Raw genomic sequence first — 26,901 nt, forward strand, 5'->3', positions numbered from 1 at the left:
CACTGGTATGGGCACGCCACTCGACTCCCGCGAGGCGCAAGCCGAAGAAGTCCTCGACAGATTGTACGAGGAGTACCCGGACACCACCATCTCGCTTTCCTACTCGAACCGACTCGAACTCCTCATCGCCGTCATGCTCTCCGCGCAGTGTACCGACGAGCGCGTCAACAAGGTCACGGCGACGTTGTTCGAGAAGTACGACGACGCCGAAGACTACGCGACCGCCGACCAAGACGAGTTGGCCGAGGATATCAACTCCATCACCTACTACAACAACAAGGCGAAGTACATCCGAAGCGCGTGTTCCGATATCATCGAGAAACACGGCGGCGAGGTCCCTGACACGATGTCCGACCTCACCGACCTCGCCGGTGTCGGCCGAAAGACCGCGAACGTCGTTCTCCAGCACGGTCACGATATCGTCGAGGGAATCGTCGTCGATACGCACGTTCAGCGCCTCTCCCGTCGGCTCGGTCTCACAGACGAATCGTACCCAGAACGCATCGAAGAAGACCTCATGCCCGTCGTTCCCGAACGGGACTGGCAACAGTTCACACACTTATTTATCAGTCACGGCCGCGCCGTCTGCGACGCGCGCAACCCCGACTGCGACGCGTGCGTGCTCGAAGACATCTGTCCTTCTTCGAAACTACAACACGACGTAGACCTCGCCAGCGGCGAGGCTTGGTAGCACTCCCGCGTCTCCGGTCCAGAACCACGGATACTCACGTCTCGCGTGCGGTCGTTCGAATCAAATCAGGTAGCCGGTGACGTAGCGGTAGATGCCGAGGAACCACGCGAGAATCCAGAAGATAACGTAGCCGAACACGCCGACCCGAAGTCGCCCGCGCCACGCACCCATATTCTCGTGGAGGTCGTCGAGCGACACCTCTTGGTCGGGGTCCTGATAGAGATTCGCCTCCCATTTGGCTTGGAAGATACGGACGATTCCCGTGAGCGCGAACACGAGCATCGCGTACGCCTGCAAGCCGAGAATCGCGTGGAGTGCGCTGACGCCGTTTAGTTGCTGTAGCAGACGCGGCATCATCCACGTGACGACCGGGACCGTGTTCAACACGAGTCCGGGGAAGATGATTTTGAGGTGGTAGACGAGCACGCCCCACGACACCGTCTCGGCGTCGATCATTATCCACGCGCCGTAGATGTAAAACGGGAAACTCGCCGTGACGGTAATCGCGGCGAGCGTGGCCAGGGTTGTCTCGTCTGCCATCGCACGGCGTTAGCACGCGGGCGGCCTAAAGGGACCGATGCATCCCGAACGATTCGAGCGCTAGACTACTCACGGGTCCGTTCGAGCGCCGGACCACTCGGATGGGTCGAACACCGGGTGGAAGTCCGAGTTCCGTTCGAGCGCTAGACCAACGCCGCCGCACGGTTCGGGGTCGGAACACGTTTACCGGCGTGGTCCCTATTTCGTGGCGATGCCAGATTCGTCTTCCGCCCCGGCCGACGACTCGCCGTCTCCGGACGCGGATACCGACGCCTCGGTGTCCGAGGACGAGCTTGCGGCCCTCCGCCAAGCGGTCGAGTCGAAGTACGACTTCGACAACTTCGGGCCGGCGGACATGGCGAAGATGACCGCCGAAGAGTGGGAAGCGGCGTTCGACCCGGATTCGTGGATTGTCGGCGAAGCACTGCTCGACCGCGTCGAACAGGAACTTCGCTACCGGATTGCGATTCGGGAAGTGTTCGCCGTCCTCGAACGCGTAACCGAAAACGGAGACCCGCGCATTCTCGCGTACTCTGACGAGGGGTACGCGGTCGTCTACCCGGACGGAAGCGTCGAGGGTGAGGGAACCGTTCTGCGGGACGTGAAACCGACCGTCGCGCTCTGTTCGATGGACGACTTCGACGTGAACGACGCCCCTGAAACGGTCCGTCTTCCCGAACCTGAAGAGGTCGCTCAGGGGACCGGCGACTTCGGGAACCGAATGCTCCAAATCGTCGCGTTTGGGCAACTACTCGGTGGTGTCGCACTCATCGGGGCGTGGATTTACCTCGGTGATTACAAGGAAATTATTGCCCCCGTCGTCGGAATCGGCTTCATTCTGGTCGGTATCTTCCTCTTCGTTGTCGTAGCGAATGCGCGACTCTCCGACCGGTTCCGGGCCGAAGAGTACCGCAACCGACTCCGCGCGATGGGCGTCGAAGACGGGAGCCGGCCCGAATTCGTCCCGACGTTCGACGGCGACGAAACTGTCCAGCCCCTCGTCGAGGGACCGAACAGCGAACCCCTTAGTTCTGAGGGGCAGTAACGGTCGTTTTTACTCCGCGGAAAACACCCTCCACGGCGGCATAGTCGGTGGGTTTAAGCGCGTCCCATCCTGACGAACGACCGTATGAAAAGGCGGGAGTTTCTCCGAACGGCTGGCGGTGCGACAGCCGCCGCGACCGCTGCCGCCGGGACCGCTGCTGCGCAGGAAGGCGGCGGTGGAGCGCAGGTACAACCCGACTTCGGTGGCTATCTCGATGGCGTCGATGGAGGTTTCCAAGACCTCCGCGGCGAAAGCGAGGTCACCATCGAAGTTGGTGCCGCCGGCAACGGCGGGGACCTGGCGTTCGCACCGGCAGGCATCTGGATCGACCCCGGTACGACCGTGACGTGGGAGTGGACCGGCAACGGTGGTGGCCACAACATCAAGATGGAAGAAGGGCCCGCGAGCCTCGACTCCGGCCCGGCAGTCGCCGAAGCCGGCACCACCTACGAGTACACGTTCGAGGAGGCCGACGCTGGCATCTCGAAATACTACTGTTCGCCGCACCAGTCGCTCGGCATGCTCGGCGCAGTCGCTGTCGGCGGCGACGTTGCGACCGTCGAAGTCGGCGGTGGTGGTGGAGAGAAGGAACTCCACGAACTCGGTGTTCCGATTCAGGCTCACTGGGTCGGTTCGGCGACTATTCTCGGGATTCTCGTCACCATCATCTACACGTTCTTCATCCTGAAGTACGGCGAATCACCCAACACGGGTAACACTGGAGGTGGCGAATAATGTCTTCAACCGGAAGCACATACGGCGACATTCACCGATACGAACCGGCACGAGAGAGTACCGCGGCGGCCATCGCAATCGTCCTTCTGACGATTATCGAGGTCGTGTTCGTGTTCCTCTTCACCCTCGGATTCGTTTCCGGGTGGGCGCTGACGGACACGGGTAACATGTTCCTCGGCGCTGTCCTCGCCGTCATCTTCGTGGACCTCGCGTTCATTCTCGCACTGTACCGCAAGGAGTTCCTCCCCGACGTCATGATCGTCAAGAAACGACGTCGCAAGTGGGAAGACCTCTACGTCCGCGAGGAAGACGTCGATGGCGTCACTTTCAGCAGCGAGAGTGCGTGGGAACAGGTCAAGCGTGCGGTGTACCCCTACTACAAGCGATAAACCATGAGTCTCGAACGTAAAGACGAATACGACCACAAGGCCTGGATGAAAAAGAAGGACCTCACACCCATCGAGGCGACCTTCCTCACCACGCTCATCTGGCTGGATAAACGATTCCGGATCGTTGACTACCTCGAGCTTCTGGAGACGCTCTACTACCGAGTCAACCTCCAGATGCCGAAGAGTCACACCGAGCAGTACAACCTCGACAACAAGTTCTGGTACTGGTACCCACTGTACACGCTCGGGTTGTTCTCGACGCTTGCGTACGTCGTAGCGGCGATAAGTGGAGCTCTGCTCGGGTTCTACTACTCCCCCGCGACGACCGGCGATCCGACGACCGCGTACAGCCAAATTGAGTTCATCATGCGCGACCTGCAGTTCGGCTTCATGCTCCGGTCCGTCCACCGCTGGGCGGCACAGGTCATGGTTGCGGCCGTGTTCCTGCACATGCTCCGTGTCTACTTCACGGGGTCGTACAAGGAACCCCGCGAGCTGAACTGGCTTCTCGGCATCGTGCTGATCAGCCTGACGATGGTGTTCGGGTACACGGGATACCTTCTCCCGTGGGACCAGCTCGCCTTCTGGGCCGGTCAGATTGGCGTCGAGATGGCTCGTGCTGTCCCGCTCGCCGGCGAGTGGGTCGCACAGCTCCTGTTCGGCGGCTTTACGCTGAGTCAGGCGACGCTCCAGCGCATGTACATCATCCACGTGTTCCTGCTCCCGTTCGTCGTGACGACGCTCATTGCGATCCACATCGGCATCGTGTGGGTGCAGGGCATTGCGGAGCCGCACTGAGGTGACACACATGAGCGACAACGAACCCGAAAACGAGGAGATTCGAACCGACGGCACGGGCATCGTAGCCCCGGACAACGAGACGCCCACGTGGAGCGAACGCAAGGCTCGCAAGACTGGGCTCTCCCGGCTCACGTACGAGTACTTCGAGCGCGCACGTCGTGAAGACCAAGACCTGCGGACGGAGTCCGACTACGTGGAACGCGACGTGCTCGCGTTCCCGACGTGGCCGCACGAGACCGTCCGGAACCTCTCTATCGCGTCGTTCTTCGTCGGGATGATTCTGTTCCTCTCGGCGACGATGCCGCCCCACATCGGCGCGCCCGCAAACCCGTCCAACACGCCGTCTATCATCCTGCCCGACTGGTATCTCTACTGGTCGTTCGGCCTGCTCAAGCTCAACGCGCTGAACCCCGAGCTGGCGATTCTCGGCGGGCAGAAGCTGATGGCCGACCGGACGTACGGTGTGCTGGCAAACGGTGTCGTCGTCGGTGCAATCGCTATCGTCCCCTTCCTCAACAAGGGGTCCGCACGACGGCCGGTCGAACAGCCGTTCTGGGCGGCCGTGGGCGTCTTCGGCGTGGTACTCGCGCTGACGCTCTCACTGCTCGCTATCAAGAACCTCATGCCGATGAACGTCGATCTGCTGTTCGACTTGACGTTCTTCCTGCCGGTCGTCTTCGGGACCGTCACCTACGCGGTGCTCAAGACGATGCGCGAGGGCTACATGTACGACCTCAACCGCCGCTACTACCGGCTTCGACCGCCGAAGTAGAGCGGAACCACTACCAACCGTCCCTTCTTAGGATAGCTAATGACAGACAGCGACGCGACCGGTCGAACGGGTGATTCCGACCAGGCGCGAGGAAGCCGTCGCGGCCGACGAGACATCGTCGTTCCGATGCGACTCTACAAGACGATTACCGTCTTCTCGACGCTTATCGCCGTCGTCAGCGTCGTTCTTGGATTCGTCTTCCTCGACGCCGCGACGCTTCAGGTGAGCGCGCTCAGAGCGGTCATCGCCAACGTGTTCAGCGCCCTGGGTCTCGGCGTTTCGAACGGACTTTTGAGTACGGGACTCGCGGTCGTCGGACTGACCGTCATCGCGTTCGGGGCGGTCGTGTACACACTCGGGACTCGCTTCCGCGCCCAAGGAATGGGAAAGTCTCAAGAGGACTCCGGCGAAGATTCGAACAATGGCTGATGAATTCATCAAGGGGCTGGGTATCCTGTCCGGTTCCGGTCTCGCGTGGATGGTGCTCGCGTCGTGGTACCGGACGAGCAGTTTCGAGAGCACGAAACAGCTCATCGAGCCGCTGTCCTCCGGGGCGAGTGAGGGTATCTTCAACCTAATCGCCGTCTCCCTGATGGACGTGTTCCTCTGGTTCGCAATCCTCGGCGCGCTCACCTTCTGGATACTCATTCCGGCGGGCCGTCAGGTGATGTCCGAACTCGAAAAGCGGCGCAACGCACAATAACGCCCCCACGCGTTTTTCTTCTCATTTCGGTGGTAGTACGTAAGCACCCACAGCATAGCGGTTCCGACGGTGGGTCGGCCCGCATCGGATTGGAAAAACTCTAATGAGTCTCGCACCGACGGTCCTGTATGCAACCACTACAGTTCCTCGTCCCGCTCGACCAGTTGACGGCGGTCGAACCGGTTATTGCTCACGTGGCGTTCGCGTTCGTGCTTGCGAACTTTGCGACGCGCTTCCTCGCCCACCGCGCGCACGTCCGGCAGGCGAAGGAAGGTGGCGACGAAGCGGTCTCGCGGTACCTCCCGCACACGCTCACGACCGGTGCGCTCATCGTGTCTTCGTTCCTGTTCTTGCTCGTCGAGCCGCACGGTGGCATGGTGCTCACCGTGCTGGTCGTCGGCCTGTTCGTGACCGACTTCTTCGAGTTCGAAGCGCGGAAGGTCGAAGCCCGAAACGACCGGTCGCTCGACCGGCCGAACGGTTCGCTCGCCGCATCGGTGCTCGTGTTCCTGTACGCCGCGTACCAGAGTCTCTTCTTCCTCATCGCGGACGTGTGGAACGCCGTCATCTGAGACGGCCGCAACGTTGTTTCTTCTCGACCGCACTTCCCCCGAACAGACGTGGAACTATAGTAGCGTTTGCAACTGGTGACACATCCGATCAAACGACAGCGGTCGGTCGAGAGTGCAATGACTTACAAACGCTACTATAGCGTCGGTATCGAGCGTGCGACGAGGCATTCGTCGAGCACAGAGCGGTAGCGCTCGTGACGAGACGACGCGAGCCGAAGCCTATCCGACGAGAAGAGAGACTGCGTCGCCTCGTTCGACGACGACGGATTCGAACGGTGCCACTTCGCGGGCGATTTCGGTATCGACAACGAGCGAGACCGGGGCGTCGTCGCGTTCGACCGTGAGCCGAAGTGGCGGCTGGAAGGCCCACGAGTTCGTCTGTGTCGCGTACGGGGAGACGGGAACGACGGTGACGCCAGCGTCGGGACCGACGACTGCACCGCCTGCGGCCCGCGCGTAGCCTGAACTCCCGAGCGGCGTTGCGACGACGACGCCGTCGGCGCGGAACTCATCGACCGGCGTCCACGCGTCACCGCCGGGGCCGATGTCGGCGGAGTCAGAGTCAGTACCGTCCGAGAACGGAACGGCTGTACTCGAACGGGCGACGCCGTATTCGGAGATGTGTGCGGGTTCGCTCGTGACGAGCATCGTATCGAAGAGCGCACGGCCGACGCGGTCGCCTTCGACGTGAATCGAGAGCGTCGGATACTCGACGACGCGACCGTTGCCCGCGAGAATAGGAGCGAGATGTGCGTCGAGGTCTCGGTGCGAGACCGACCACGGCGTGCCGCAATCGACGGGGACAATCGGACAGTCCCACGTCGAATCGCGTGCGACTTCGGAGACCGAGGCCTCACCGACCGCGACGACGGCATCGGCATCGTCGCCGTCGGGTGAGACGACCGTCGCGCCGGCGTCTCGAACCGCGGTGCCGACCGACTCGTCACCGACGACTGCGAATCTCATCGTCGTCCACCTCCGGCGAGCACCGGTAACATCGTGCCGTGCTACGCCGCCCCGAATAAAAGCACTCGTGGTTCGCGCCAGCGATGCGCGCAGTTCAGAAGGGCCAGTCGCCGGTGACTTTCATCCCTTCGGCTTGGTCTTCGGCTTCGAGCGCCGCCGCGATGTCGTCGGGGTCGGCGTGCGGAATCTCGCGGTCGTCGCGGGTGAGTTCGACAGTGAGTTCCGTCAGCAGAATCGCCTGCTCGCGGAGCGTCCGCGATTCGAGTTTCTCGATGGTGTCAGCGTGGGTGTGGCCCCATCCGCGGCCGCGACCTTCCTTGACGCTACCCACCATGTAGGCGGGGACGCCGTGGGCGACAAACGACCAGTGGTCGCTGTGGGGGAGTTGCTCAGGTATCGTCGAGATGTCGTGGTCGAAGCGGTCCGAGACGGTTTCTGCGACGGCTTCGAGTTCGTCGAACCCGTGTGTGTGGAGTTTGAGCGTTCGCCCCGCGACGACGCCATCGTTATTGACGATGGCTTTCACGTTCGAACGCTCTGCGTCCAGCCGGTCAGCTTCGTATTCGGACCCGACGAGACCGACTTCTTCCGCGCCGAAACAGACGAATCGGACGCGCGTTTCGAGTTCGTCTTCGCGGGCGGCGAGCGCGCGGGCGAGTTCGACGACCATCGCGGTGCCCGCACCGTTGTCCATCGCTCCCTCGGCGATATCGTGGGCGTCGAGGTGGCTCGTGACGAGGACTTCGTCGTCGGTCTTGGGACCGAGTTCGGCGTGAACGTTTCCGCTGTCCGTCTCGGGAGCCTCACAGGTCACGTCGAGGGTCACCTCGTCGCCTTCGAACCGGCGGCCGAGTCGCGCGCCGACTTCCTTGCTCACGCCGACGGCGGGGATGTCACCGATGGGTGCGTCCGCGGTGCCGACGCTCCCCGTCGGCGGAAGTTGCCCGGGGACGTGATTGGCGAAGATGAATCCCGCCGCGCCCGCTTCGACGGCGTAGTAGTACTTCTCGCGGCGGTGGATGAACCGGTCGTAGTGGTCCGGAACGGTCGACGAGACGACGACGACTTTCCCCGAGAGGTCGCGGTCGAAATCCTCGGGAAGGCCGTATCCGAGGTCAACGAGTTCGCCGGAGGTCGTTCCAGCGGGACTTCGCGGGAGCGCGATACACGATTGGGTCGTGTCGCGGGCGTAGATGGCGCTGTCGCCGCGAACCCACCCTTGAATCTCGAAGGGGTCGATGCGGGCGTTGCGTGCGCCGACGCGTTCGAGCGCGTCGCGCGTTGCTTCCATCGCTTCGCGCTCGCCGGGTGACCCGGCCATCCGGTTGCCGATATCGACCAGCGTTTCGAGGTGCGTCCAACCGACCTCGCTCGTGAATGTGTCACTAATCCAGTCGCTCATACTCGTGGGGTCTCCCGATGCGGTGGTAACGATTGCGGTGACGGAAGGGCCGACCGGATGACCGCAGGGCCGACCGGCGATGCGACGTCGGCGTTGCGCGGCGGCCGCCCTCGTTCGGCAGGTTCAAGGCACATCTATCACGTACGTTCATCCATGAAAGACGTGCGAATCGCCGGGGTCGGACTGACCAAGTTCGGAAGCTACCCCGAGCGGACCGGCCGGGACCTGTTCGCCGAAGCGGCTCTCGCCGCCCGTGAGGACGCCGGTGTCTCCCGGGACGATTACGAGGAAATCTACTACGGCAACTTCATGGGCGAGTTGGCCGAGAGTCAGGGCCACCAAGGACCAGTCATGGCCGAAGCCGCGGGTCTGTCGTGTCCCGCGACTCGGTACGAACAGGCCTGCGCGTCCGCGGGTGTCGCCTTCCGACAAGCCGTCCGGACGATTCGAAGTGGTGCCGCCGACGTGGTACTCGCCGGCGGGATGGAACGGATGAACAATCTCGGCACAGCCAAGGTCACCCAGTCGCTCGCCATCGCGGCCGACGAACTGTTCGAAGTCCGCGCGGGCGTCACGTTCCCCGGGGCCTACGCACTCATGGCGCGCGCCTACTTCGACGAGTTCGGCGGCGACACCGAGGACCTCGCCCACATCGCGGTGAAGAACCACGCCAACGCGATGTCGAACGAGTACGCGCAGTTCCACCGCGAAATCGCCGTCGAAGACGTGATGGAAAGCGCGGTCGTCGCCGACCCGCTTCGACTCTACGACGCCTGCCCCATCACCGACGGTGCGAGCGCTATCGTCCTCGTCAGCGACGACTACGCCGAGAAACACGGTCTCGACGCGCCCGTCTCGGTCGCCGGAACGGGCCAAGGTGGCGACAAGGCGGCGCTACAGGACCGCGAATACCTCGCACGAACGCCCGCGGCGACGAAAGCCGCCGAGGAAGCCTACGCCGACGCCGGTATCTCGCCGGACGACATCGACGTGGCCGAGGTCCACGACTGCTTTACCATCGCCGAGGTGCTGGCGCTGGAATCGCTCGGTCTCTACGACCACGGCGAGGGAATCGGTGCGGCCGCCCGCGGTGAAACGACCCGCGACGGGGACCTGCCGGTGAACCTCTCGGGCGGTCTCAAGGCGAAAGGACACCCGGTCGGCGCGACCGGAACGGCACAACTCGTCGAGATGACAAAACTTCTGCGCGGCGACCACACCAACAGTGACGCCGTCTCTGACGCGGAAATCGGTATCACCCACAACGCCGGTGGAACCGTCTCAAGCGCCGTCGTCCACGTACTGGAGGTGATGAACTGATGACGGACACCGGCTACGACGAATGGATGGCCGCCATCGGCGACGGTGAGGGCTATTACCTCGCCTGTCCGGACGGTCACGGGTCGCTCCCGCCGCGTCACACCTGCCCGCACTGCGGTACAGCAGAACTGACCGAGACGGCGCTTCCGGAGACGGGAGAAATCGTCACGTTCACCGAGGTCAACGTCCCCGCGCCGACCTTCGCGGACGAAGCCCCGTACGTGACGGCGGTCGTCTCGTTCGGTCCCGTCAAACTCACCGGCGTCGTCCGCGACGTGCCGAACGACGACGTCGAACTCGGCGCGACAGTCACCGCAGACGTTGACGTGAACGCGACGACCGACGAGAAACTCCTCGTGTTCCGCCCGGCGGACGCGTAACTCCCGGCTCCGGAGGCGGGGCCGAAGAGAGTCCGAACCCGCGGTTTCGTTTTCTTCGGTGCGACACCGTTTAGTCGATGAACTCGCTCGGCCGCGGCCAGCCGAGGGTGTACACGCCGAGCATCCATACCCAAAACCCGAGCGCGAGAAGCGCGATAGCGGCGTACAAAAGGAGCGATATCGAGTCGAGCATGGGGCGAGACGAGTGTCTGCGTTCGAGAGTCGTTACGCGAGTGCGTCGTTGACGGTATCGACGAATGCGTTCGGGAACTCGACGTGCGGGAGGAGCATCGCGTCGTCGAAGACGACGAGCGTGCAGTCGGCGTCGTCGGCGAGTTCACGGCCGCGCTTCAACGGCGTCACGTCGCTTTCACGGCCCCACACGAGCGTCGTGGGCACGTCGAGGTCCGAAAGCGCCGCACCGAGGTCGATGTCGGTGTTGAGGTACCCTGAGATGAATGACGCCGGTGCGAACCGTGCACCGTCCTGATGGGCCGTCCGCCACTCGTACTCCTGCCACTCTGCGCCCGCTTTCGAGGGGTCGTAGTAGCCGTGGTCGGCGTTGAAGTAGCGAATCGACGGGCGGGAGGCGATGAGATTGAACAGGCCCTCGCCGACGACGGGGGCGCGGACGAGTTCGCGGAGCCACTCTTTCGGGTCGGGACCGCCGCGCACGGTAGGACAGATGAGAACGAACCGCGAGACCGACACGTCGTCGCGGGACGCGGCGGCAACCGTGTACGCCGCGGTGAGCGACGAGGCGATAACGGCCGGGTCGTCGTACTCGGCAAGGAAGTCGCCCACGAAATCCTCGTAGAGCGCCGGTGAGTAGTACAGCGACGGGCGGTCCGAAAGACCGAATCCGGGGAGGTCGGGGGCGACGACGTGATAGTCCTCGGCGAGTTCGTCGAAGATTTCGCGGAACTCACCGGACGACCCCGCCGCGTTGACGCCGTGGAGGAACACGAGCGTCTGGGCGTCTTCGTCGCCCGCTTCGACGTACGAGACGTCCATCCCGCGCCAGCGGTAGGTTCGGTGGTCCCCGTCGAGCGGCGGTTCGAGGGGTCCCACGCGTTTCGAGAGGGCGGCGTTGGTGGCGGCGGCGAGACCGACACCGGCGGCGGCCAGACCAATGGCTCGTCGGAACTTCATGTCACGTAGATAGCGCGCGGAGACCTTAATTCGCCCGCCCGTGGCGGGGTGTGCGAGTCGATTCCGAGTCGAACGTGCGCGCTCGTCTCAGTCTTCGAAACACTCTCGAATCGGTTCGAGTACGTCCTCGGCGACCGCATACGGGTCGGTCTGCTTTTCGACGACGGCGTCCACGAACGCCTCGATACCGCCTCGCCGTTCGAGTTCGGCTTCGAGAAGTTGGTTGACGTCGCTTCGGAGCAGTTGCCGAATCTCCTCGCTCGCGCGCTGACGGGCTTTCACCGTCAACTTGCCCGACTCGGCGAGGTACGCGTAGTGCTCGTCGAGTGCCTCGACGAGCGTGTCGATTCCCTCGCCGGTCGTAGCGACGGTTTGGATGACTTCGGGCGTCCACACGGCGGGCGTGTCGTCCTTCCCGTCTTCCCCCGCCTCCCCGTCGGTGTCGCCGTCGTGGTGTCCGTGACCCGCGTCGCCGCTCTCGTGACCGCCGTCGTGGTGTCCGTGGCCGTTGCCACCGCTTCCGTGGCCGCCCGACCCGCCGAACGCGCCAGCGCCGTGGTGGCCCGTATCGAGATTCGCTCGCGGGTCGTCGCGGAGGTGAATCATCTCCTGTAACTCGGAGACGGTCCGCGAGGCACCTTCCATGTCGGCTTTGTTCACGACGAACACGTCGCCGATTTCGAGGATGCCGGCTTTGAGCATCTGCACGTCGTCGCCGCTTCCGGGTTGGACGAGGACGACGACCGTATCGGCCGTCTTCACCACGTCAACTTCGTTTTGTCCCGCGCCGACCGTCTCGATGATGATGCGGTCTTTTCCGAACGCGTCGAGGGCTTTCACGGCATCCGCGGTCGCGGTCGAAAGCCCGCCGAGTTGCCCGCGGGCGCTCATCGACCGGAAGAACACGTCCATGTCGCCGACGTTCGAAGCCATGCGAATACGGTCGCCGAGGACCGCACCGCCGGTGTAGGGCGACGACGGGTCAACGCCGATGATGCCGACGGTCTCGCCTTGGTCGCGGTAGTGTTTGGCGAGTTTGTCCACGAGCGTCGATTTCCCGGCACCGGGACTGCCCGTGATGCCGACGACTGAGGCGTTGCCGGTGTGCGCGTGAATCTCCGAGACGAGGTCTCTGTAGCCGGGCGTCTGCGATTCGATTTTCGTGATGACACGTGCGAGCGCTCGGTGCTCGCCGTCGAGGAGTCGCTCGACGAGGTCGGATTCGACCGCCCGATTCATCGTCACGTTCGCTCGGGGGCGTTTTCCTTCACGAAGTCGATGGTCTCCTGCATCGGCGTCCCGGGACCGAAGATCGCATCGACGCCCTCTTCGAGCAGTCCGGGGCGGTCTTCTTCGGGGATGATACCGCCGACGATGACGAGCGTGTCGTCGAGTGCGCCGTACTCTTCGAGTCCCGCCATAACCTTCGGGACGAGCGTGTTGTGTGCGCCCGAGAGGATCGAAATCCCGAGCACGTTCACGTCCTCTTGGACCGTCGCTTGAATGATTTCGTCGGGGGCACGGTGAAGTCCGGAGTAGATGACTTCGAATCCTGCGTCGCGGAAGGCACGCGAGATGACGTGCGCACCGCGGTCGTGGCCGTCGAGTCCCACCTTGGCGATGAGACACCGGATCGTTCGCTGTTCGGAGTCCGCGCTCATGGACAGAGCTTCGGTGTGCCGTGGTTTGACTCTAACGGAAGATAAGGAAGTTTCGACCGCTTCGATGCGGTTAGTTCTGTTCGCGGACGACGACAGTTCCAGCGAGTCGGTCGCCGACGCGCTGTCGTTTGTCGCTAATAGCCATCGAAATGAATCCGATGAGGTAGTAGAAGAACCCATCAATGATTCGAAGGAGATTCCGCATCAGCGACGACCCGATATCGCAGGCGGAACCGTCTTCTTTCACGACTTTGATTCCGAAGAGGCGCTTACCAACGGTTTGACCGTCCCACAGCCCTTCGAGCAGGAAGAAGTAACCAACAAACGTCACAAACGCGACAAGAAATCCGAGGAAAGCAATTCCACCCGAACCACCAACCGCACTGTCAACTGCACCGAAGGGTATCAATACGAGATACGAGAGGATGATACCGACGATGGTATCAACGATTTGTGCGCCAATTCTTGAACCGAGGACATCGGTGTCGTCACGATCAGGTCTACGATCATAGCCCTCCATTTGCAAGGGAAAGAGAAATTCACACTAGATAAACATTTTCATCGAATTTCGTCTCTGATACTCACTGACTAAACTGACTCAAGCTGGGCAAAATCAAAGGGAAGAAAATCCCACTTAGACGAACTCGTCGAGGAAGTCGGCGATTTGCGAGTACGCCTCGATGCGATTCTCTAATTTGGAAAAGCCGTGCCCCTCGTCGTCGAAAATAAGTTCGCGGACGTGTGCGTGTTCGCGCGCTTCCGCCACGAGTTGGTGTGCCTCACTGACGGGCACGCGCGGGTCGTTTTCGCCGTGGAGGACGAACAACGGCGCGCGAATCTTCTCGATGTTGTTGAGCGGCGAGATGGATTCGAGGAATTCGCGGTCGTCTTCGAGCGAGCCGTATTCGGCCTCGCGGAGTTCGCGCCGCCAGTCGCCGGTGTTTTCGAGGAACGTGACGAAGTTGGCGATACCGACGACGTCGATACCAGCGGCCCAGAGGTCCGGATATTCTGTCATCGACGCGAGAACCATGAACCCGCCGTACGAGCCGCCCATCGCCACGATTTTGTCTGGGTTGACCGCGGGATGGTCGTAGAGCCACTCGACTGCCGCCTCGATGTCGGCGACCGAATCCATCCGATTTTCCACGTCGTCGAGGTGGCCGTACGCTTTCCCGTAGCCCGCAGAGCCGCGGACGTTCGGTTCGAAGTAGGCGTAACCGCGCGAGAGGAAGTACTGTTTGACCGCCGAAAACGACGGGCGTCGCTGTGACTCGGGACCACCGTGAATGTCAACGATAACCGGCGTCTCGCCCTCAGGTGACTCCTCGGGGAGCGTGAAAAACGCTGGAATGTTGCGGCCGTCGAACGTCGGGTAATGGACGAGTTCGGGCGGGACGAAGGTGTCTTGTGGGATGCCCGCCGTCGCCGCGCGCGTCCAGTGCGTCGTCTCACCGGTCCGCAACTCGACGACGTAAACGTTGGCCGTGTCGGCGCTGGCGGTGACAGTGACGGCCGCTTTGTTCCCGTCCGGCGAAAACGAGACGCCGCCGGCGACGCCGTCTGGAAGGTCCGGTTCGGGGAACGCGTCGATTTCGCCCGACGCGGTGAGTTCGCCGAAGGTGAGTTCGGTGTAGCCCTCGACGTTCCGCGCGTAGGCGAGGCGGCGCGACTCGTGGTCGATGCTGACGCCGTCGAGTTCGTAGTCGCCGCCGGATTCGACGACGGTGAAACCACCGTCTTCGAGGTCGTACCGGACGAGTTCGAGCGTGTCGCTTCCGCGGTCAGTCACCATGTAGACGTGCTCGCCGTCCGGTCCCCACTCGGGACTCTGGAACCGAACGGTTCCCTGATGAGGCGTGATGTGTGTCACCTCGCCGGTTTCGAGGTCGAGGACCGAGACGTCTTGGTCGAAGTTCGAGTATGCTTCCTGGACGATGAGTCTCGAATCGTCGGGCGACCAGCCACCGAGAGTGAGCCACCCGTCGCCCTCGTGGACGAGGTCGGCGTCCGTTCCGGTTTCGTCGCGGGCCTGTACGTACACGTCGAAGACGGCGTTGTCGCGGCGGTTCGAGGTGAACGCGAACCGCTCGCCGTCGTGGCTCCATCCGCCCCACCGGTGTTTGGCGTCGGGGTGTTCCGTCAGGTTCTCGATGACGCCGGTACCGGGTTCGAGACGAAACAACTGTTCGCGTTCGTTGCCGCCTTTGTCCATCCCGAAAAGCACCTCCGCGCGCTCGGGCGACCACGACGCGAACGTGACGCGCTCTTCGTAGAAGGTCCGCTGTTCGGGCCAGACACCGGGACCATCGACCGTCCACACTTGCGGGACGCCCGTCGTGTCCATGAGAAATGAGAGTCGGTCGCCGTCCGGGGCGAATGAGGCACCGTAGGCGCTCCTGATATTCAGGTAGCGCTCGATATCGTACGTTCTCATACCACAATGATTGACGCGGTGACGAGAAATCGGTTTGGGTGTCAGAAGTCCGAGAGCCGTGTGTCTGCTCTGTCGTCCCACCCGCGCATCTTCGCGTACGCGTCGGGGTTGGTGGGGACGCCTTCGGTGTTCAGCAGGCGATCGGGGAACAGTTCGAAGGCGATACCGATGAGTTGGTACTCCAGTTCTTCGAGATACGGGTGTGTGTCGGGGTATGGTCCCTCGGTGCCGACCGTCCACGGCTCGACCCAGAAGTAGACCGGCTCGCGGAGTCGCGGCGGGTCGGTGGCATCGAAGAGTTCCGCGACCCAGTTCGCGTATTTTTCAGGCCCGTCGTCGCCGAAGACGGCCGCCGAGAGGTCGCCGAAGTGGTAGTAGCGTCCGTACCCCCACCGCGCGAGCTTTCCGTTGTTGGTCTCGACGTTCCGGAGGTTGCTGTTGAGGTCGGTCCCCGACGCGCCGAACTTGCCACACTTGCCGATGTATCGCGGTACGACCTCGTCGGCGTCGAGGGTGTACATCATGTAGACGAGTCCCTCGTAGCGACCGTCTCGACGCTCGTGGTCGGTGACGACTGTCCCGCCGGCTTCGCGGAGCGTACGCTCCATCCGTCGGCCTCGGCGGAGGACCGGACGCCCGGAACGGCCGTACTCGATACGTTCGACTGTTCCGTCGCTGGTCGTCTCGAAAAGTGGTGTCGGGTCGGCGGTATCGACGAAGCGGTCGATCCAGCGTTCCCAGAGTGTGCGTTTCGTATCCGTCACGGCGTGGTGCCGTGATTAGAGCATGCCTTCCGCCTTCAGTCCCTCGATGATGTCGTCAACGAGGGTTTCGGCGTCTTCGTACGGGAAGTCCTGGTGTTTACCGAGCTTTGCGGCGAGTTCCATCGCCGTGATGGTGGTGTCACCAGCTTCGAACTTCGTGCCCGGACCGTTCGGGAGCGCGGGGACGAGGGACATCTGGTTTTTGACGGGAAAGCTCGCGTTCGAGAAGGCGTCCATGAACTGTTCGCGGAGTTGAGATTCGGCGTCTGACATACTATCTATCTACGCATTGATGTGGAAAAATATTCCGGAACAACCAAAAACAGATTGGTAGTTTTTCGGCCAACGGCGTTACGGGCGGACTTCGAACAGCGCCGGAACACGAGCGGTGACTCGAGCGGAAGCGATTGCAACCGGCCGGCTACGAGAAACACATTTATGGCGTTGAAGTGTCATTCTTTGGATGTGTCCCTCTTCCGGTCACTCCACAGCACGCTCACGTCTCATCCGTGGGCGTATGCGCTCCCTATCGGCGGCGTCTGTGCGTGGTACGTGTTCGTCACGTCCTGGCAGTCGTCTCCGGGGAGTCTCCCGCTCGGTCCCGTGCTCCTCGCCAGTTTCGTCGGTGGACTCCTGTTCGAACGCGGGTCGGGCAACGTCTCGGGCGTCGGGTTCCGAACCGGGATTGTCGGGGCGCTCCCACTCGTCTGGTATTCGTATCGAGCGTTCCCGTACATCGCCGGATTAGACCAGCCGTCGTGGTTCGGCGTCGTGCAAACGATGCTGATACTCTTCGTCATTGTCGCCATGGTCGTTCTCGCTGGAGTGTTCGGAAAGCTCGGAGCGCTCGTCGGTAGCTGGGTCGCTACCAAAGCGTCTCGGCGCGGTCCCGCCGTGACCGCGGAGTAACCCGATAGACACCCGACGACGGCGGTTGTGAGACAGCACTCGGAGTCACCGTACCGACCGTTCGTCAGAATCGCGGCCACCGCCGTTCCGCGAGAGGCGGCACGGTCGCCCGGGACTGATGGACTTATCTACAACGGCAATTCATGCAAATTCATGGACTTTGATTTCGACCGACTGAAGCAACTCACCGAGACCAGCGGCGTCCCCGGCTACGAAGACCGTATCCGCGCGCTCGTCCGCGAGGACCTCGAAGCGACGACCGACGAAGTTCGCGTGGACGCGATGGGCAACGTCGTCGGCACCATCGAAGGAACGAGCGACTTCGAAGTCGCCGTCGCCGCCCACATGGACGAAATCGGCTTCATGGTCCGCCACATCAACGACGACGGCTTCGTACAACTCGACGCGCTCGGTGGCTGGGACCCTCGCGTGCTCAAAGCACAGCGCGTCACTATCCACACCGAAGACGAGGACCTCACGGGCGTTATCGGCTCTGTCCCACCGCACACGCTCACGGAAGAACAGAAGAAGAAGGACCCGAAGGTCGAAGACGTGTACGTCGATGTCGGCCTGCCCGCTGAGACCGTCGAAGAGACTGTCTCCGTCGGCGACCTCGTGACGATGGAACAGACCACCGTCGAGATGGGCGACCACGTCACTGGCAAGGCCATCGACGACCGCGTCTGTCTGTTCGCCATGCTCGAAGCCGCCCGGCGCATCGAAAACCCCGAAGTCACCATCCACTTCGCGGCGACGGTACAGGAAGAAGTCGGTCTCCGCGGCGCACAAGCGCTCGGTGTTGACCTCAACCCCGACCTCGCGCTCGGTCTCGACACGACCGTTGCAAACGACGTGCCCGGCTTCGACCCGGCCGACTTCGTGACCGAACTCGGCGAGGGTGCGGGTATCAAACTGAAAGACTCCAGTGCCATCGCCAACCCCAAAGTCCACCGTCGCCTGCGCGACGTAGCCGAGGAGCACGAAATCGACTACCAGATGGAACTGCTCCCCGCGGGCGGCACGGACACCGGCGGCTTCCAGAACACCTACGGCGCAAAGCCGGTCGGCGCGGTTTCGATGCCGACGCGCTATCTCCACACCGTCACCGAGAGCGTCCACAAAGACGACGTGGTCGCCTACATCGACCTGCTGACGGCGTTCTTGGAGAGCGAAACGGGCGATTTCGACTACACGCTCTGAATCGAGCGACGGGTTACCCCGCCAAATTGAGGCATGGGTCGCTCCGAGTGGCGGACGCGAACCAAAGTATTCACTACAGGCCCACACTAAGCGGCGGACATGACCGACGGCAACGTGGATATGTCTCGGCGGGCGTTCCTCGGGGCGGCCGCTGGCGGCGCGGCGGTCGCCGCCACTTCCGGCACGGCCGCGGCGCAGACAGAAGAGCCTGACTTCGGCGGCTATCTCGATGGCATCGACGGCGGGTACGAAGACCTCCGCGGCGAAAGCGAGGTCACCATCGAAGTTGGTGCCGCCGGCAACGGTGGGGACCTGGCGTTCGCACCGGCAGGCATCTGGATCGACCCCGGTACGACCGTGACGTGGGAGTGGACCGGCAACGGTGGTGGCCACAACATCAAGATGGAAGAAGGGCCCGCGAGCCTCGACTCCGGCCCGGCAGTCGCCGAAGCCGGCACCACCTACGAGTACACGTTCGAGGAGGCCGACGCCGGCATCTCGAAATACTACTGTTCGCCGCACCAGTCGCTCGGCATGCTCGGCGCAGTCGCCGTCGGCGGCGACGTTGCGACGATTACCAACGAACCAGAGGGCGGCTCGAACCTCCCGCAGGTTCCCGACAGCGCGAAGGCGCTCGGCGTGGCAACGAGCTTTGCGATGGTCGCAACGCTCGGTCTCGCGTACTTCTTCATGAAGTACGGCGGCGACTACGACATCCAAGAGTAAGCTCGCCGTTTCGTTCTCCGATTTTTATCGACGCCGAGCGGTTGCGCTGTCGTTCGAGTGGATTCGCCGGTGTCTGCTGTCACGTCGTCGTCCGAGTGGAGGTTGCGATTTCCGACCGGACACACTGGTTCGGCTCGTATCGTCGGCCCTGTAAATAGCCGGTGGCCAGGGATAGGCAGTGGCCACGGATAGTCGGTGACCGCGGGTGGTCGGCGACCGCGGCCGTCACCGTTCAGAAAAAGCCGTAGTCGTCGATTTCGGCGTCGTACACTGTTTCGTACTCATCGACGATATGTCGGAAGTCGTAGCGGGCGAAGTCATCGTCAATCGTGCAGTGGTCGAACCCGCGTGCGGCGACGATTTCGTCCGCGAGTTCCTGCGGGCTCGTCACGAGCGACCCGCGTTCTCTCCCCTCGACGAGTTCGTGGGCGGACGACCGAGCTTGGTACTCGACGATGCTCACACAACCGCACGCGAGCCCCCAAAGCAGGTTCGTCGCAAACGGCTCCACCGTGGCCGTCTGCGCGAAGACGTGTGCGCCTTTCATAATCGGCACCGCCTCGTCGGCCGGGAGTTCGCCGAGGAACTCCACGCGGTCGTCGATGCGGAGGTCTCGGGCGGTCTGCTCTGCGGTCGAGCGTTCCGGCCCGTCACCGATGACGGCCGCAGACCAGCCCTTGTCGCGGAGTTCCGCGAGCGCGAGCAGGAAGCTCTCGACGTTCGCGTGCTCGTCGAGTTCGCGCGAGTACACCACGTCGGCGCGCTCTTCGACCGAGGAATCCCGGACGAGACCCATGTTGATCGGTTCGGGGACGACCTGCGTCGCGGACACGGACGTGCCCAACTCGCGGACCTGCGTCCGAACCATCTCGGAGGGGACCAAGACGGCGTTGGGCGCTTTGGCCGCGCGCTTGTACGCCCGCGACCCGCCTCGCTTGTCGCGGTTCCACCAGTCGGCGATGACGGGCGTTCGGAGGAATCGCGCCGCGGTTTTGACCGCGGTGACGTGCGACGGCGGATAGCTCGCCACCTGTATCACGTCGGGTGAAATTTCGCGGAGGATGAAGGGGATTTTCGAAGCGAACCGGCCGGACGACGGCGTTTCGGTCACGCGGTAGTAAGTCACGTCGTTCTGTTTGAACTCGGCAACCTCGCCGCCCCACCACTGGGCACAGCAGACGAACACGTCGTGATCGCGCTCGGCGAGGAGTTCCGCCGTCCGTCGCAACCGCCTCGTCGCTCCCGTCTCTTCGTGGTGTGTCGTGTACATCGAGACGAGCGCGACTCGCATAGTCGCCGCCACTACGTGCCGGAATAAAAATCCACAGTTTTCGTGCCCGCAGTTCGAGACCGGAGCCTGGATTCGCGGCCGAGTTCAGATGCCGACGACAGGCGTGACGAGCGCGCTCGCCGCGGAAGCGACGTACTCCCACCCGTAGAGGTGGTTGAGAAGCAGATAGGTCACGACGCCGAGCGCGAGCGAGAGAAGCCACGAGCCGGCCGCGATACGGCCGACCTTCCGGTGTGGGGTCTCGGTCCGGAGTTCACGCTCCGAGTGCGTAAGTCCGAGGACGAGCGCGTAGAGGACGACCGGCACCGACACGATAGAGAGGATGATGTGAATCGCCAGCATCGCCAAGTACGGATAGTACGCGAACGCCGGGCCGACGAACTCCTTGGTGCCGCCGCCGCCGATTTTCGTGAGGTACATCACGAGGAACACGAGGATGAGCGCGAACGACGTGACCATCGCGGCGGCGTGCTTTCGGACTTCGTCGCGTCGAATCCAGCGCCACCCCGCCGCGATGACGAGGACGTTGATGGTGTTAACGACGGCAATCGCGTCCGAAAGGAGGTTCACCTGTTCGAGCGAGAGGTCGGGGAAAATCTGACCGGGGACGAGTCCGAGGAAGGTTCCGACGACGACAGTGTAGCCGACCACCGAGAGGACGGCCGTCACGGCCAACGGGTGTTCCTTCAGCGGATTGTCGGCGCTCGCAGTTGCCATAGCCGGGAGTTAGGAAGACGCTGTATTCCATCTTCGGGTTCCGGACGACGTTCGACCGTCGGACCCTTCGGGGAGACGGAGACGAGAGTCCAGTCAGATGACGCCCGTGATGGTTGCCGCTTCGATAGCCGCGTCTTCGCTCACGCCGTCGCCGAGGATGGTGTAGCGGTCTCGAATCTCGTGTGCCGTCGTCAACGCCTCGATGACGGTCTCGTCGTCGATACCGAGTTCGTCGGCGGTCGTCGGCGCGCCCATGGTCGAAAGCGCGTCGCGGATGTCCATCCACTCGCCGCGTGCGCCGCTGTGGAAGTACTCGGTCAGGATAGACCCGACGCCGACCTGATGGCCGTGGAGCGCGCTTCCGGGGGCGATACGGTCCAACTGGTGCGAAAAGAGGTGTTCGGCTCCGGAGGCCGGCCGTGACGACCCGGCAATCGACATGGCGACACCGGAGGAGACGAGCGCCTTCGTCACAATCCACGCGGACTCTTCGAGACCCGGTTTGATGGAGTCGGCGCTTCCGACGAGCATCTCGGCGGTCATCTGCGAGAGCGCACCCGCGTACTCGGAGTACTCGACGTTCTTCAGGCGGTGTGCGAGTTCCCAGTCTTTGACCGCGGTGTAGTTCGAGATGATGTCCGCACAGCCGGCGGTCGTGAGTTCCCACGGGGCCTCGGCGAGCAGTTCAGTGTCGGCGACGACTGCCAGCGGCGGGTCGGCGGCGACCGAGTGCCGCGTGTCGCCTTCGGGAATCGACGACCGACCGGAGACGATACCGTCGTGACTGGCCGCCGTCGGGACGGAGACGAACCCGCAGTCGAGGTGGTCCGAGGCCATCTTCGCCACGTCGATTGGCTTGCCGCCGCCGAGCGCGATGAGGTAGCCGACGTCCTTCTCGCGCGCGATTTCGACGACGCGCTCGACCGATTCGAAGCTCGCGCGGTCGAGCGAGACCGAAGAGATGCCGTCGAACTGCGCGCGAATCCGGTCGCCGGCGATTCGTTCGGGGGTTGGACTTGTGACGAGAAGTGGGTTCCCCGAGAGGTACAACTCGGCGACCGCGTCCGCGAGGTCGTCGAGCACGCCGTGGCCCTGGAGAACGTTCCGCGGGAGCTTAATCCACGTCGATTTGTCGAACATACGCGGGAATCGGCTACGATGGTTCATAGTGTTTCTCGTCTCGATGGGGCGGCAATCGGGGGCTGTGGGAACTATTCGGCTACATATCAGACCGTAGTTTGATTTATGTCCCCTCGGTGCGCACAAAATCTCACCCGCGACCACGCGGGTTGACAACCCATGGCAAGCAGACGACGATTCCTCACGGCGACAGCAGCAGCACTCTCCGGAGCCTCGGTTTTCGGTGCCGCTCCGGCGACCGCCGCGTCGGTTCCGTACGTCTCGACGCGCGACCACTTCGATGGAAACGGCAACCTCACGTCCGGACACACCGCCCGAGGCTACGACACCTCCGGCGACGTACCCGTCGTTGATACCGGTCGTGTCTCCGACTTAACCGTGTTCGTCCACGGATGGGACAAAAATGGGTCCGACCCCGAACAGCGCGCACTCGACAAGATTTCGAAGGCCGATGCCGAACTCACCGGGAGTGGATACGGTGGGGCGGTCGTCGGCTACACGTGGGACAACGACAAGGGCGGCGGTTGGGACTTCGGATGGGACGTGTCACAGGGCATCGCTCAGCAGAACGGCCGGAAACTCGCGCAGTTCGCCCTCGACGTCAAACAGTCGTCTCCCGGAACGACGCTTCGGTTCGTCAGCCACTCGCTCGGAGCGCAAGTCATCTTCAGTACGCTTCGGACACTCGACGGCCGCAGTGCGTGGACCTCGTCGGGCTACACCATCGAGACGATGCACCCGCTCGGTGCCGCCACCGACAACGAAGTGCCCGGAAAAGAAGAGGGCCGCGCGACCTACGACGCGATTCGGAATCAGGCCGGAGTCGTCCACAACTACCACAACGCCGCCGACGACGTCCTCCAGTGGGTCTACAACACCATCGAGTTCGACCAAGCACTCGGCGAGACCGGCGTCGAAAGCGGCGATACGCCGCCAGCCAACTACACCGACCACGACGTCGAAAATCAGGTCGGCGACGACCATAGCAACTACCTCAACACCGTTGCCGACGATGTCGTCGGCGACATGTAGGTCGTCGGGAGACGATTTCCACAAACCCGCTCGTTTTTTAGATAGATGCGGACGGTGTGAGAGCGGTGGCTCGTGATTCAGAAGGCGAGCGACTGCGCGGCGTCCCAGATAAAGGCGACTCCGAACCCGCCGAGGACGAGCGCACTGAGCGCGGCGACCGCCGGTGCGAACGAGTCAACCCGCTGTTCGGCCGCGACGAGCGCCGCGGGAAAGCCGGTGGCCCAGAGGATGAGACCGGCGAAGAATCCGAGGATGAGAGCCGGGCTTCCAGTCTGGACGACGAGGAAGTTCGACAGCGACTCGCCGAGGTACGGCATGTGCGAAAGCACGTCAACGGTCCCGGTTTCGAGCAGACCGACGCCGATGGTAAGCCAGAAGAGAATCTGGTACGGGTTCGTCAACGCGAGAATAAAGGCCTTCGAGAAGCCGGAACTGTCGGCGTCGGGGTCGGCGGCCTCGCGGAAGGTCGTGTCCATCTCTCGGGCCGCGCCGTAGGCGAAATACAGCATGAGAACGCCGCCGACGCCGATCATCAACGCCTGCACCGTCGGGAACTGGTTGACAAACGCCACGAGACCGAGCGCCGCGAGCACGAAGAAGATAGCGTCGGCGCTCATGGCACCGAGTCCGGCGCGAGCACCGGCCGCCCACCCGCGGACGACACTTTCCTCTGCGATGACGGCGTTCATCGGTCCCGGAGGCGCGGCGAGCGCGAGGCCGAAGACCACCCCGGCACCGAGGGAGGGTAAGACGGAAGACATGAATCAGTCTTAGGCGAGAATCCGTGAAAAACGCCGCGAAATCGACAAGGAACGTCTAAAGCGGCTTAGAATAAGCTGAGGACGACATCGCTTACGGTCCCGACTATCGCCTCCCAAATCGAGATGCCGGTGAAGATGCTGAGAGTCGTATCGAAGGCGAAAAAGCCGAAGAGGGCCGCCGCACCGAGGTACGCTTTCCTCGTGTTGAAATTGTCGTAAAACCGGTGGAAGAAATACGCGTTGGCAATACTCACGGGGATGATTGCGAGCATTTCGCCGACCCAAATACCGGGGTGTGCGCCGTACTGAACTGCGAGACCAATCGTGACGAACTGCGTCTTGTCTCCGAACTCGCCGGCCGCCATCATCGCAAAGATCGGAAAGAAACCACCAAACCGTTGTTCGGAGAGTTCGTGACCGAATACGGTCAGGGAGGGGGCTGACTCTGCAACGCCACCATCGGCGAGTTCGGCGGCGGCACCGCTCGACGGCGCGGCACGGTACAGGAGCACCGCAAACAGCGCGAACAGCGCGGCAGTAATCGCGTCGAGAACGGCCGCCGGAAACGCGTTCTTGAGCGTCATGCCGAGGACGATTTCGAGGGCCGTCCAGCCGGCGAACGCCGACCCGGCCGCGGCGACGACGACCTTCGGGTCGTATCGTGTCGAAAGCCCGGCGATGATAAATTGAACTTTCTCGCCGGGAAGCACCGCGAGTTGCGAGACGAACGCGATAATGACGACTTCCGTCCAGCCAGTCAAGCAGGCGACACCTCTTCGTTATCGCAGGGTTCGTCGGGCGGTCGTACGCGAATCGTTCGGGCGACTGACTCGGGAAGACTCTGTTCGCGGTCGTTGTCAACGACTCGAACCGTGACCATGCCGAACGGTGCGATATCGGTTATTTCGATGGTCGTTCCGGGCGTGACGCCCGCTTCGGAGAGGTACTCTAACTCCGCCGGGTCGCGGTCGCTCACGCGAGAGACGACGAGGCGGTCGCCGACGCCATGGTCCGTCAGCGCCGAGGTATCTGACGAGTCGGGTGGCGTAAGGTCGGCGCTCGGAATCGGGTCGCCGTGGGGGTCAACCTCGGGTTCGCCGAGCGCGGCGGCGACGCGGCGTTCGAACTCCTCGCTGATGTGGTGTTCGAGGGCGTCGGCCTCGTCGTGGACCTCGCTCCACGAGTAATCGAGATGCTCGGTGAGGTACGCCTCCAAGAGCCGGTGGTGTCGAAGCACTTCGAGCGCGACAGTTTCGCCCTCGTCGGTCAGTTCGACCCCCTTGTACTTCTCGCGGTCGAGAAGCCCGCGGTCTTCGAGTTTGCCGACCATGCTCGTTACCGTCGGCGGCGTCTTACCGAGGTACTCCGCGATGTCGGAGGTCGAGACTGGTGGGCCGTGTTCCAGTTGGAGTGTGTAGATAGCCTTCAGATAGTCCTCCATCACGTCGCTCAACATACCCCGGATTAGACGTGTCTAAACCAAATAGCTGATGGAGACGTTCGACGGTCGGAAGCACCGTCACCGCCGAATGCGGAAAGTCACCGCCTGTGCGGGTCCGAACGACCCGCAGTTCGAACCCGTGTTAGATTCCCTGTCCCATCAGATGACTGCGGAGGATGTCGGCGTTTTTCGTTCCGGATTCGGTGTTGACGGCGACGACCGTCTCGTCGTCGAACTCGTCCGCGAGGTCCCAAACGGCCGCCAGAGCGACGCCGCCGGCCGGGCCGACTTCGACACCGGCGGTCTGTGCGGCGGTGACCGCCGATTCGAGGGCGTCGTCGTCGCTGACGGCCACCGCGAGTCCGTCGGACTCGTCGAGTGCGCGGAGCGCGAGCGACCCCCCAGTGGGGTCTGTGACCTCTAATTCGCCGACGATAGTATCCGGTTGGTTCCACGGTTCGTGGGCGTCGCTTCCGGCCTGCCACGCGGTTACGACGGGCGAGCAACCGGCGGACTGTGCGGCGACGAGGCGGGGCACGTCGTCAACGAGTCCCATCTCGGTGAGGTCGCAAAAGCCCTTGTAGACGCCGTAGATGAGTTCGCCGGTGGCAACGGGAACGACCACCCAGTCCGGCACCGACCAGTCGAGGCGTTCGGCGATTTCGTAGGCGATGGTCTTCGCGCCGTCGTGGCGGTAGGGATTGTCGAACTCTTGGAGCGTGAACCAGTCGCTTTTCAGTTGCTCGTGGAGCGCCGAGAGCGCGTCGGGGTAGCGCCCGCCGACGACCTTCATCTGGCCGCCGTGGACGTTCACCATCGCCTTGTTGGGGAAGGGCGTCCGCGAGGGGACGAAGCCGTAAGAGCGTACGTCCACGAGACCGGCGTACGACGCCGCGGACTGCGCGCCGTTGCCTGGCGATGCGTGCGCGACGACCTCGGCATCGGCCTCGCGTGCGGCGGTGACCGCGAGCGAGAAGCCCCGGTCGAGGAACGTGCCGGTTGGGTTCCGACCTTCGTCTTTGATGAGCAGGCTCTCGACACCGGCCTCCTCGCCGAGCGCCGCGGCCTCGACGAGCGGCGTCGCGCCCTCGTTCGCCGTCACCGGGTCCGAAAAGGCAAGGAGTTCGCGGTAGCGCCACATCGTATCGAAGGGTCGTTCCGCGAGCGTTTCGGCGTCCCACTCGACCGCGTCGAGGTCGTAGGAAGGGTCGAGCGGCGCGTCCGCGTCACTCGATCCGGTTGCGGCGGCGTCGTATTCGTCGCCGGTTTCCGTACACACCAGCCCTGAGAACGTGTCGGAAGTTCGCATTGGCGGTCCTTACGGGGGGAGTAACTAAGCCCTTCCCGTCGGGCG

General features: G+C 63.0%; 33 protein-coding genes. 15 read left to right on the top strand and 18 right to left on the bottom strand.

Annotated features, from left to right (window positions below):
- The first annotated feature begins 7 nt into the window (after nucleotides 1-7).
- Nucleotides 8-691 (top strand): endonuclease III, encoded by a 684-nt coding sequence (gene nth / locus C440_RS15215; RefSeq protein ID WP_008321529.1) that lies wholly within the window; start codon nucleotides 8-10, stop codon nucleotides 689-691.
- A gap of 60 nt (nucleotides 692-751) precedes the next feature.
- Here the strand turns inward: nth and C440_RS15220 are convergent, their stop codons facing one another.
- Entirely contained in the window at nucleotides 752-1,231 is a 480-nt protein-coding gene (locus tag C440_RS15220) for a DUF7321 family protein (protein ID WP_008321530.1), read from the bottom strand.
- A gap of 211 nt (nucleotides 1,232-1,442) precedes the next feature.
- Between C440_RS15220 and C440_RS15225 the strand changes: the two genes are divergently transcribed.
- The 8 genes from C440_RS15225 (at nucleotide 1,443) to C440_RS15260 (ending at nucleotide 6,248) form a co-directional block, all read left to right on the top strand.
- On the top strand, nucleotides 1,443-2,276 hold the full coding sequence (locus C440_RS15225) for a DUF7319 domain-containing protein (RefSeq protein ID WP_008321531.1): 834 nt from the start codon (nucleotides 1,443-1,445) through the stop codon (nucleotides 2,274-2,276).
- Between the two features lie 84 nt (nucleotides 2,277-2,360).
- Nucleotides 2,361-3,011 (top strand): halocyanin domain-containing protein, encoded by a 651-nt coding sequence (locus C440_RS15230; protein WP_008321532.1) that lies wholly within the window; start codon nucleotides 2,361-2,363, stop codon nucleotides 3,009-3,011.
- Complete coding sequence (locus C440_RS15235) at nucleotides 3,011-3,400, top strand: DUF7318 family protein (protein WP_008321533.1); 390 nt, start codon at nucleotides 3,011-3,013, stop codon at nucleotides 3,398-3,400. Before C440_RS15230 ends, C440_RS15235 begins: the two co-directional genes overlap by 1 nt.
- A 3-nt stretch (nucleotides 3,401-3,403) precedes the next feature.
- Entirely contained in the window at nucleotides 3,404-4,198 is a 795-nt protein-coding gene (locus C440_RS15240) for a cytochrome b (RefSeq protein WP_008321535.1), read from the top strand.
- Nucleotides 4,199-4,208: 10 nt separating this feature from the next.
- Nucleotides 4,209-4,973: a cytochrome b family protein gene (locus C440_RS15245; protein ID WP_008321536.1), complete on the top strand. Its 765-nt coding sequence runs from the start codon at nucleotides 4,209-4,211 to the stop codon at nucleotides 4,971-4,973.
- Between the two features lie 39 nt (nucleotides 4,974-5,012).
- On the top strand, nucleotides 5,013-5,402 hold the full coding sequence (locus tag C440_RS15250) for a DUF7315 family membrane protein (RefSeq protein ID WP_008321538.1): 390 nt from the start codon (nucleotides 5,013-5,015) through the stop codon (nucleotides 5,400-5,402).
- Nucleotides 5,395-5,676, top strand: a complete 282-nt coding sequence (locus C440_RS15255; protein ID WP_008321539.1) for a DUF7314 family protein — start codon at nucleotides 5,395-5,397, stop codon at nucleotides 5,674-5,676. Before C440_RS15250 ends, C440_RS15255 begins: the two co-directional genes overlap by 8 nt.
- Nucleotides 5,677-5,804: 128 nt before the next feature.
- Nucleotides 5,805-6,248 (top strand): DUF7313 family protein, encoded by a 444-nt coding sequence (locus C440_RS15260; RefSeq protein ID WP_008321540.1) that lies wholly within the window; start codon nucleotides 5,805-5,807, stop codon nucleotides 6,246-6,248.
- A gap of 219 nt (nucleotides 6,249-6,467) precedes the next feature.
- Here C440_RS15260 and C440_RS15265 read toward each other — a convergent pair whose 3' ends face one another.
- Both C440_RS15265 and C440_RS15270 read right to left on the bottom strand, forming a co-directional pair.
- On the bottom strand, nucleotides 6,468-7,214 hold the full coding sequence (locus C440_RS15265; protein ID WP_008321541.1) for an NAD(+)/NADH kinase: 747 nt from the start codon (nucleotides 7,212-7,214) through the stop codon (nucleotides 6,468-6,470).
- A 94-nt stretch (nucleotides 7,215-7,308) separates the two neighbouring features.
- Nucleotides 7,309-8,616, bottom strand: coding sequence for a M28 family peptidase (locus C440_RS15270; protein ID WP_008321542.1), 1,308 nt, complete (start codon nucleotides 8,614-8,616; stop codon nucleotides 7,309-7,311).
- A 153-nt stretch (nucleotides 8,617-8,769) separates the two neighbouring features.
- On the opposite strand from C440_RS15270, the gene C440_RS15275 reads away from it, so the two are divergent.
- On the top strand, nucleotides 8,770-9,936 hold the full coding sequence (locus tag C440_RS15275) for a thiolase domain-containing protein (RefSeq protein ID WP_008321543.1): 1,167 nt from the start codon (nucleotides 8,770-8,772) through the stop codon (nucleotides 9,934-9,936).
- Entirely contained in the window at nucleotides 9,936-10,316 is a 381-nt protein-coding gene (locus C440_RS15280; RefSeq protein WP_008321544.1) for a Zn-ribbon domain-containing OB-fold protein, read from the top strand. The genes C440_RS15275 and C440_RS15280 overlap by 1 nt, the downstream gene beginning before the upstream one ends.
- A 70-nt stretch (nucleotides 10,317-10,386) precedes the next feature.
- On the opposite strand, the gene C440_RS18165 is transcribed toward C440_RS15280, so the two are convergent.
- From C440_RS18165 to C440_RS15315, 8 genes are all read right to left on the bottom strand, one after another.
- Nucleotides 10,387-10,509: a hypothetical protein gene (locus C440_RS18165; RefSeq protein ID WP_275040249.1), complete on the bottom strand. Its 123-nt coding sequence runs from the start codon at nucleotides 10,507-10,509 to the stop codon at nucleotides 10,387-10,389.
- Between the two features lie 32 nt (nucleotides 10,510-10,541).
- Entirely contained in the window at nucleotides 10,542-11,468 is a 927-nt protein-coding gene (locus tag C440_RS15285; RefSeq protein WP_008321547.1) for an alpha/beta fold hydrolase, read from the bottom strand.
- Between the two features lie 87 nt (nucleotides 11,469-11,555).
- On the bottom strand, nucleotides 11,556-12,707 hold the full coding sequence (gene meaB / locus C440_RS15290) for a methylmalonyl Co-A mutase-associated GTPase MeaB (protein ID WP_008321548.1): 1,152 nt from the start codon (nucleotides 12,705-12,707) through the stop codon (nucleotides 11,556-11,558).
- Nucleotides 12,708-12,709: 2 nt separating this feature from the next.
- Nucleotides 12,710-13,129, bottom strand: a complete 420-nt coding sequence (locus C440_RS15295) for a cobalamin B12-binding domain-containing protein (protein WP_008321549.1) — start codon at nucleotides 13,127-13,129, stop codon at nucleotides 12,710-12,712.
- 70 nt (nucleotides 13,130-13,199) lie between these two features.
- Nucleotides 13,200-13,649 (bottom strand): RDD family protein, encoded by a 450-nt coding sequence (locus C440_RS15300; RefSeq protein ID WP_008321551.1) that lies wholly within the window; start codon nucleotides 13,647-13,649, stop codon nucleotides 13,200-13,202.
- Nucleotides 13,650-13,763: 114 nt separating this feature from the next.
- Nucleotides 13,764-15,566: a S9 family peptidase gene (locus C440_RS15305; RefSeq protein WP_008321552.1), complete on the bottom strand. Its 1,803-nt coding sequence runs from the start codon at nucleotides 15,564-15,566 to the stop codon at nucleotides 13,764-13,766.
- Between the two features lie 41 nt (nucleotides 15,567-15,607).
- A complete protein-coding gene (locus C440_RS15310; RefSeq protein WP_008321554.1) occupies nucleotides 15,608-16,330 on the bottom strand; it encodes a hypothetical protein in 723 nt (240 codons plus the stop codon).
- A 15-nt stretch (nucleotides 16,331-16,345) separates the two neighbouring features.
- Nucleotides 16,346-16,603 carry an MTH865 family protein gene (locus C440_RS15315; protein WP_008321555.1) on the bottom strand — a complete coding sequence of 86 codons (258 nt, stop codon included), beginning with the start codon at nucleotides 16,601-16,603 and terminating at the stop codon, nucleotides 16,346-16,348.
- A 192-nt stretch (nucleotides 16,604-16,795) separates the two neighbouring features.
- On the opposite strand from C440_RS15315, the gene C440_RS15320 reads away from it, so the two are divergent.
- The 3 genes from C440_RS15320 to C440_RS15330 all read left to right on the top strand — a co-directional run bounded on the left by C440_RS15320 (nucleotide 16,796) and on the right by C440_RS15330 (nucleotide 19,165).
- The gene (locus C440_RS15320; protein ID WP_008321556.1) at nucleotides 16,796-17,239 is read left to right on the top strand and encodes a DUF5518 domain-containing protein; all 444 of its coding nucleotides are present in this window, start codon (nucleotides 16,796-16,798) and stop codon (nucleotides 17,237-17,239) included.
- A gap of 153 nt (nucleotides 17,240-17,392) precedes the next feature.
- Nucleotides 17,393-18,439 (top strand): M42 family metallopeptidase, encoded by a 1,047-nt coding sequence (locus C440_RS15325; protein ID WP_049915907.1) that lies wholly within the window; start codon nucleotides 17,393-17,395, stop codon nucleotides 18,437-18,439.
- 99 nt (nucleotides 18,440-18,538) lie between these two features.
- On the top strand, nucleotides 18,539-19,165 hold the full coding sequence (locus C440_RS15330; protein ID WP_008321559.1) for a halocyanin domain-containing protein: 627 nt from the start codon (nucleotides 18,539-18,541) through the stop codon (nucleotides 19,163-19,165).
- A 232-nt stretch (nucleotides 19,166-19,397) separates the two neighbouring features.
- On the opposite strand, the gene C440_RS15335 is transcribed toward C440_RS15330, so the two are convergent.
- The 3 genes from C440_RS15335 to C440_RS15345 all read right to left on the bottom strand — a co-directional run bounded on the left by C440_RS15335 (nucleotide 19,398) and on the right by C440_RS15345 (nucleotide 22,313).
- Entirely contained in the window at nucleotides 19,398-20,456 is a 1,059-nt protein-coding gene (locus C440_RS15335) for a glycosyltransferase (protein ID WP_008321560.1), read from the bottom strand.
- Between the two features lie 84 nt (nucleotides 20,457-20,540).
- Nucleotides 20,541-21,173: a DUF420 domain-containing protein gene (locus C440_RS15340; RefSeq protein WP_008321561.1), complete on the bottom strand. Its 633-nt coding sequence runs from the start codon at nucleotides 21,171-21,173 to the stop codon at nucleotides 20,541-20,543.
- A gap of 93 nt (nucleotides 21,174-21,266) precedes the next feature.
- Complete coding sequence (locus tag C440_RS15345) at nucleotides 21,267-22,313, bottom strand: NAD(P)-dependent glycerol-1-phosphate dehydrogenase (RefSeq protein ID WP_008321562.1); 1,047 nt, start codon at nucleotides 22,311-22,313, stop codon at nucleotides 21,267-21,269.
- 159 nt (nucleotides 22,314-22,472) lie between these two features.
- Between C440_RS15345 and C440_RS15350 the strand changes: the two genes are divergently transcribed.
- Nucleotides 22,473-23,345 (top strand): alpha/beta hydrolase, encoded by an 873-nt coding sequence (locus tag C440_RS15350; protein WP_008321563.1) that lies wholly within the window; start codon nucleotides 22,473-22,475, stop codon nucleotides 23,343-23,345.
- Between the two features lie 77 nt (nucleotides 23,346-23,422).
- Here C440_RS15350 and C440_RS15355 read toward each other — a convergent pair whose 3' ends face one another.
- The 4 genes from C440_RS15355 to C440_RS15370 form a co-directional block, all read right to left on the bottom strand.
- Complete coding sequence (locus C440_RS15355; RefSeq protein ID WP_008321564.1) at nucleotides 23,423-24,106, bottom strand: LysE family translocator; 684 nt, start codon at nucleotides 24,104-24,106, stop codon at nucleotides 23,423-23,425.
- Between the two features lie 65 nt (nucleotides 24,107-24,171).
- Nucleotides 24,172-24,867: a TMEM165/GDT1 family protein gene (locus C440_RS15360; RefSeq protein WP_008321565.1), complete on the bottom strand. Its 696-nt coding sequence runs from the start codon at nucleotides 24,865-24,867 to the stop codon at nucleotides 24,172-24,174.
- On the bottom strand, nucleotides 24,864-25,562 hold the full coding sequence (locus C440_RS15365) for a metal-dependent transcriptional regulator (protein ID WP_008321567.1): 699 nt from the start codon (nucleotides 25,560-25,562) through the stop codon (nucleotides 24,864-24,866). Before C440_RS15365 ends, C440_RS15360 begins: the two co-directional genes overlap by 4 nt.
- 127 nt (nucleotides 25,563-25,689) lie before the next feature.
- The gene (locus tag C440_RS15370) at nucleotides 25,690-26,856 is read right to left on the bottom strand and encodes a threonine synthase (protein WP_008321568.1); all 1,167 of its coding nucleotides are present in this window, start codon (nucleotides 26,854-26,856) and stop codon (nucleotides 25,690-25,692) included.
- Between the last annotated feature and the right edge of the window lie 45 nt (nucleotides 26,857-26,901).

The organism is Haloferax mucosum ATCC BAA-1512, from assembly GCF_000337815.1.
GTDB lineage: Archaea > Halobacteriota > Halobacteria > Halobacteriales > Haloferacaceae > Haloferax > Haloferax mucosum.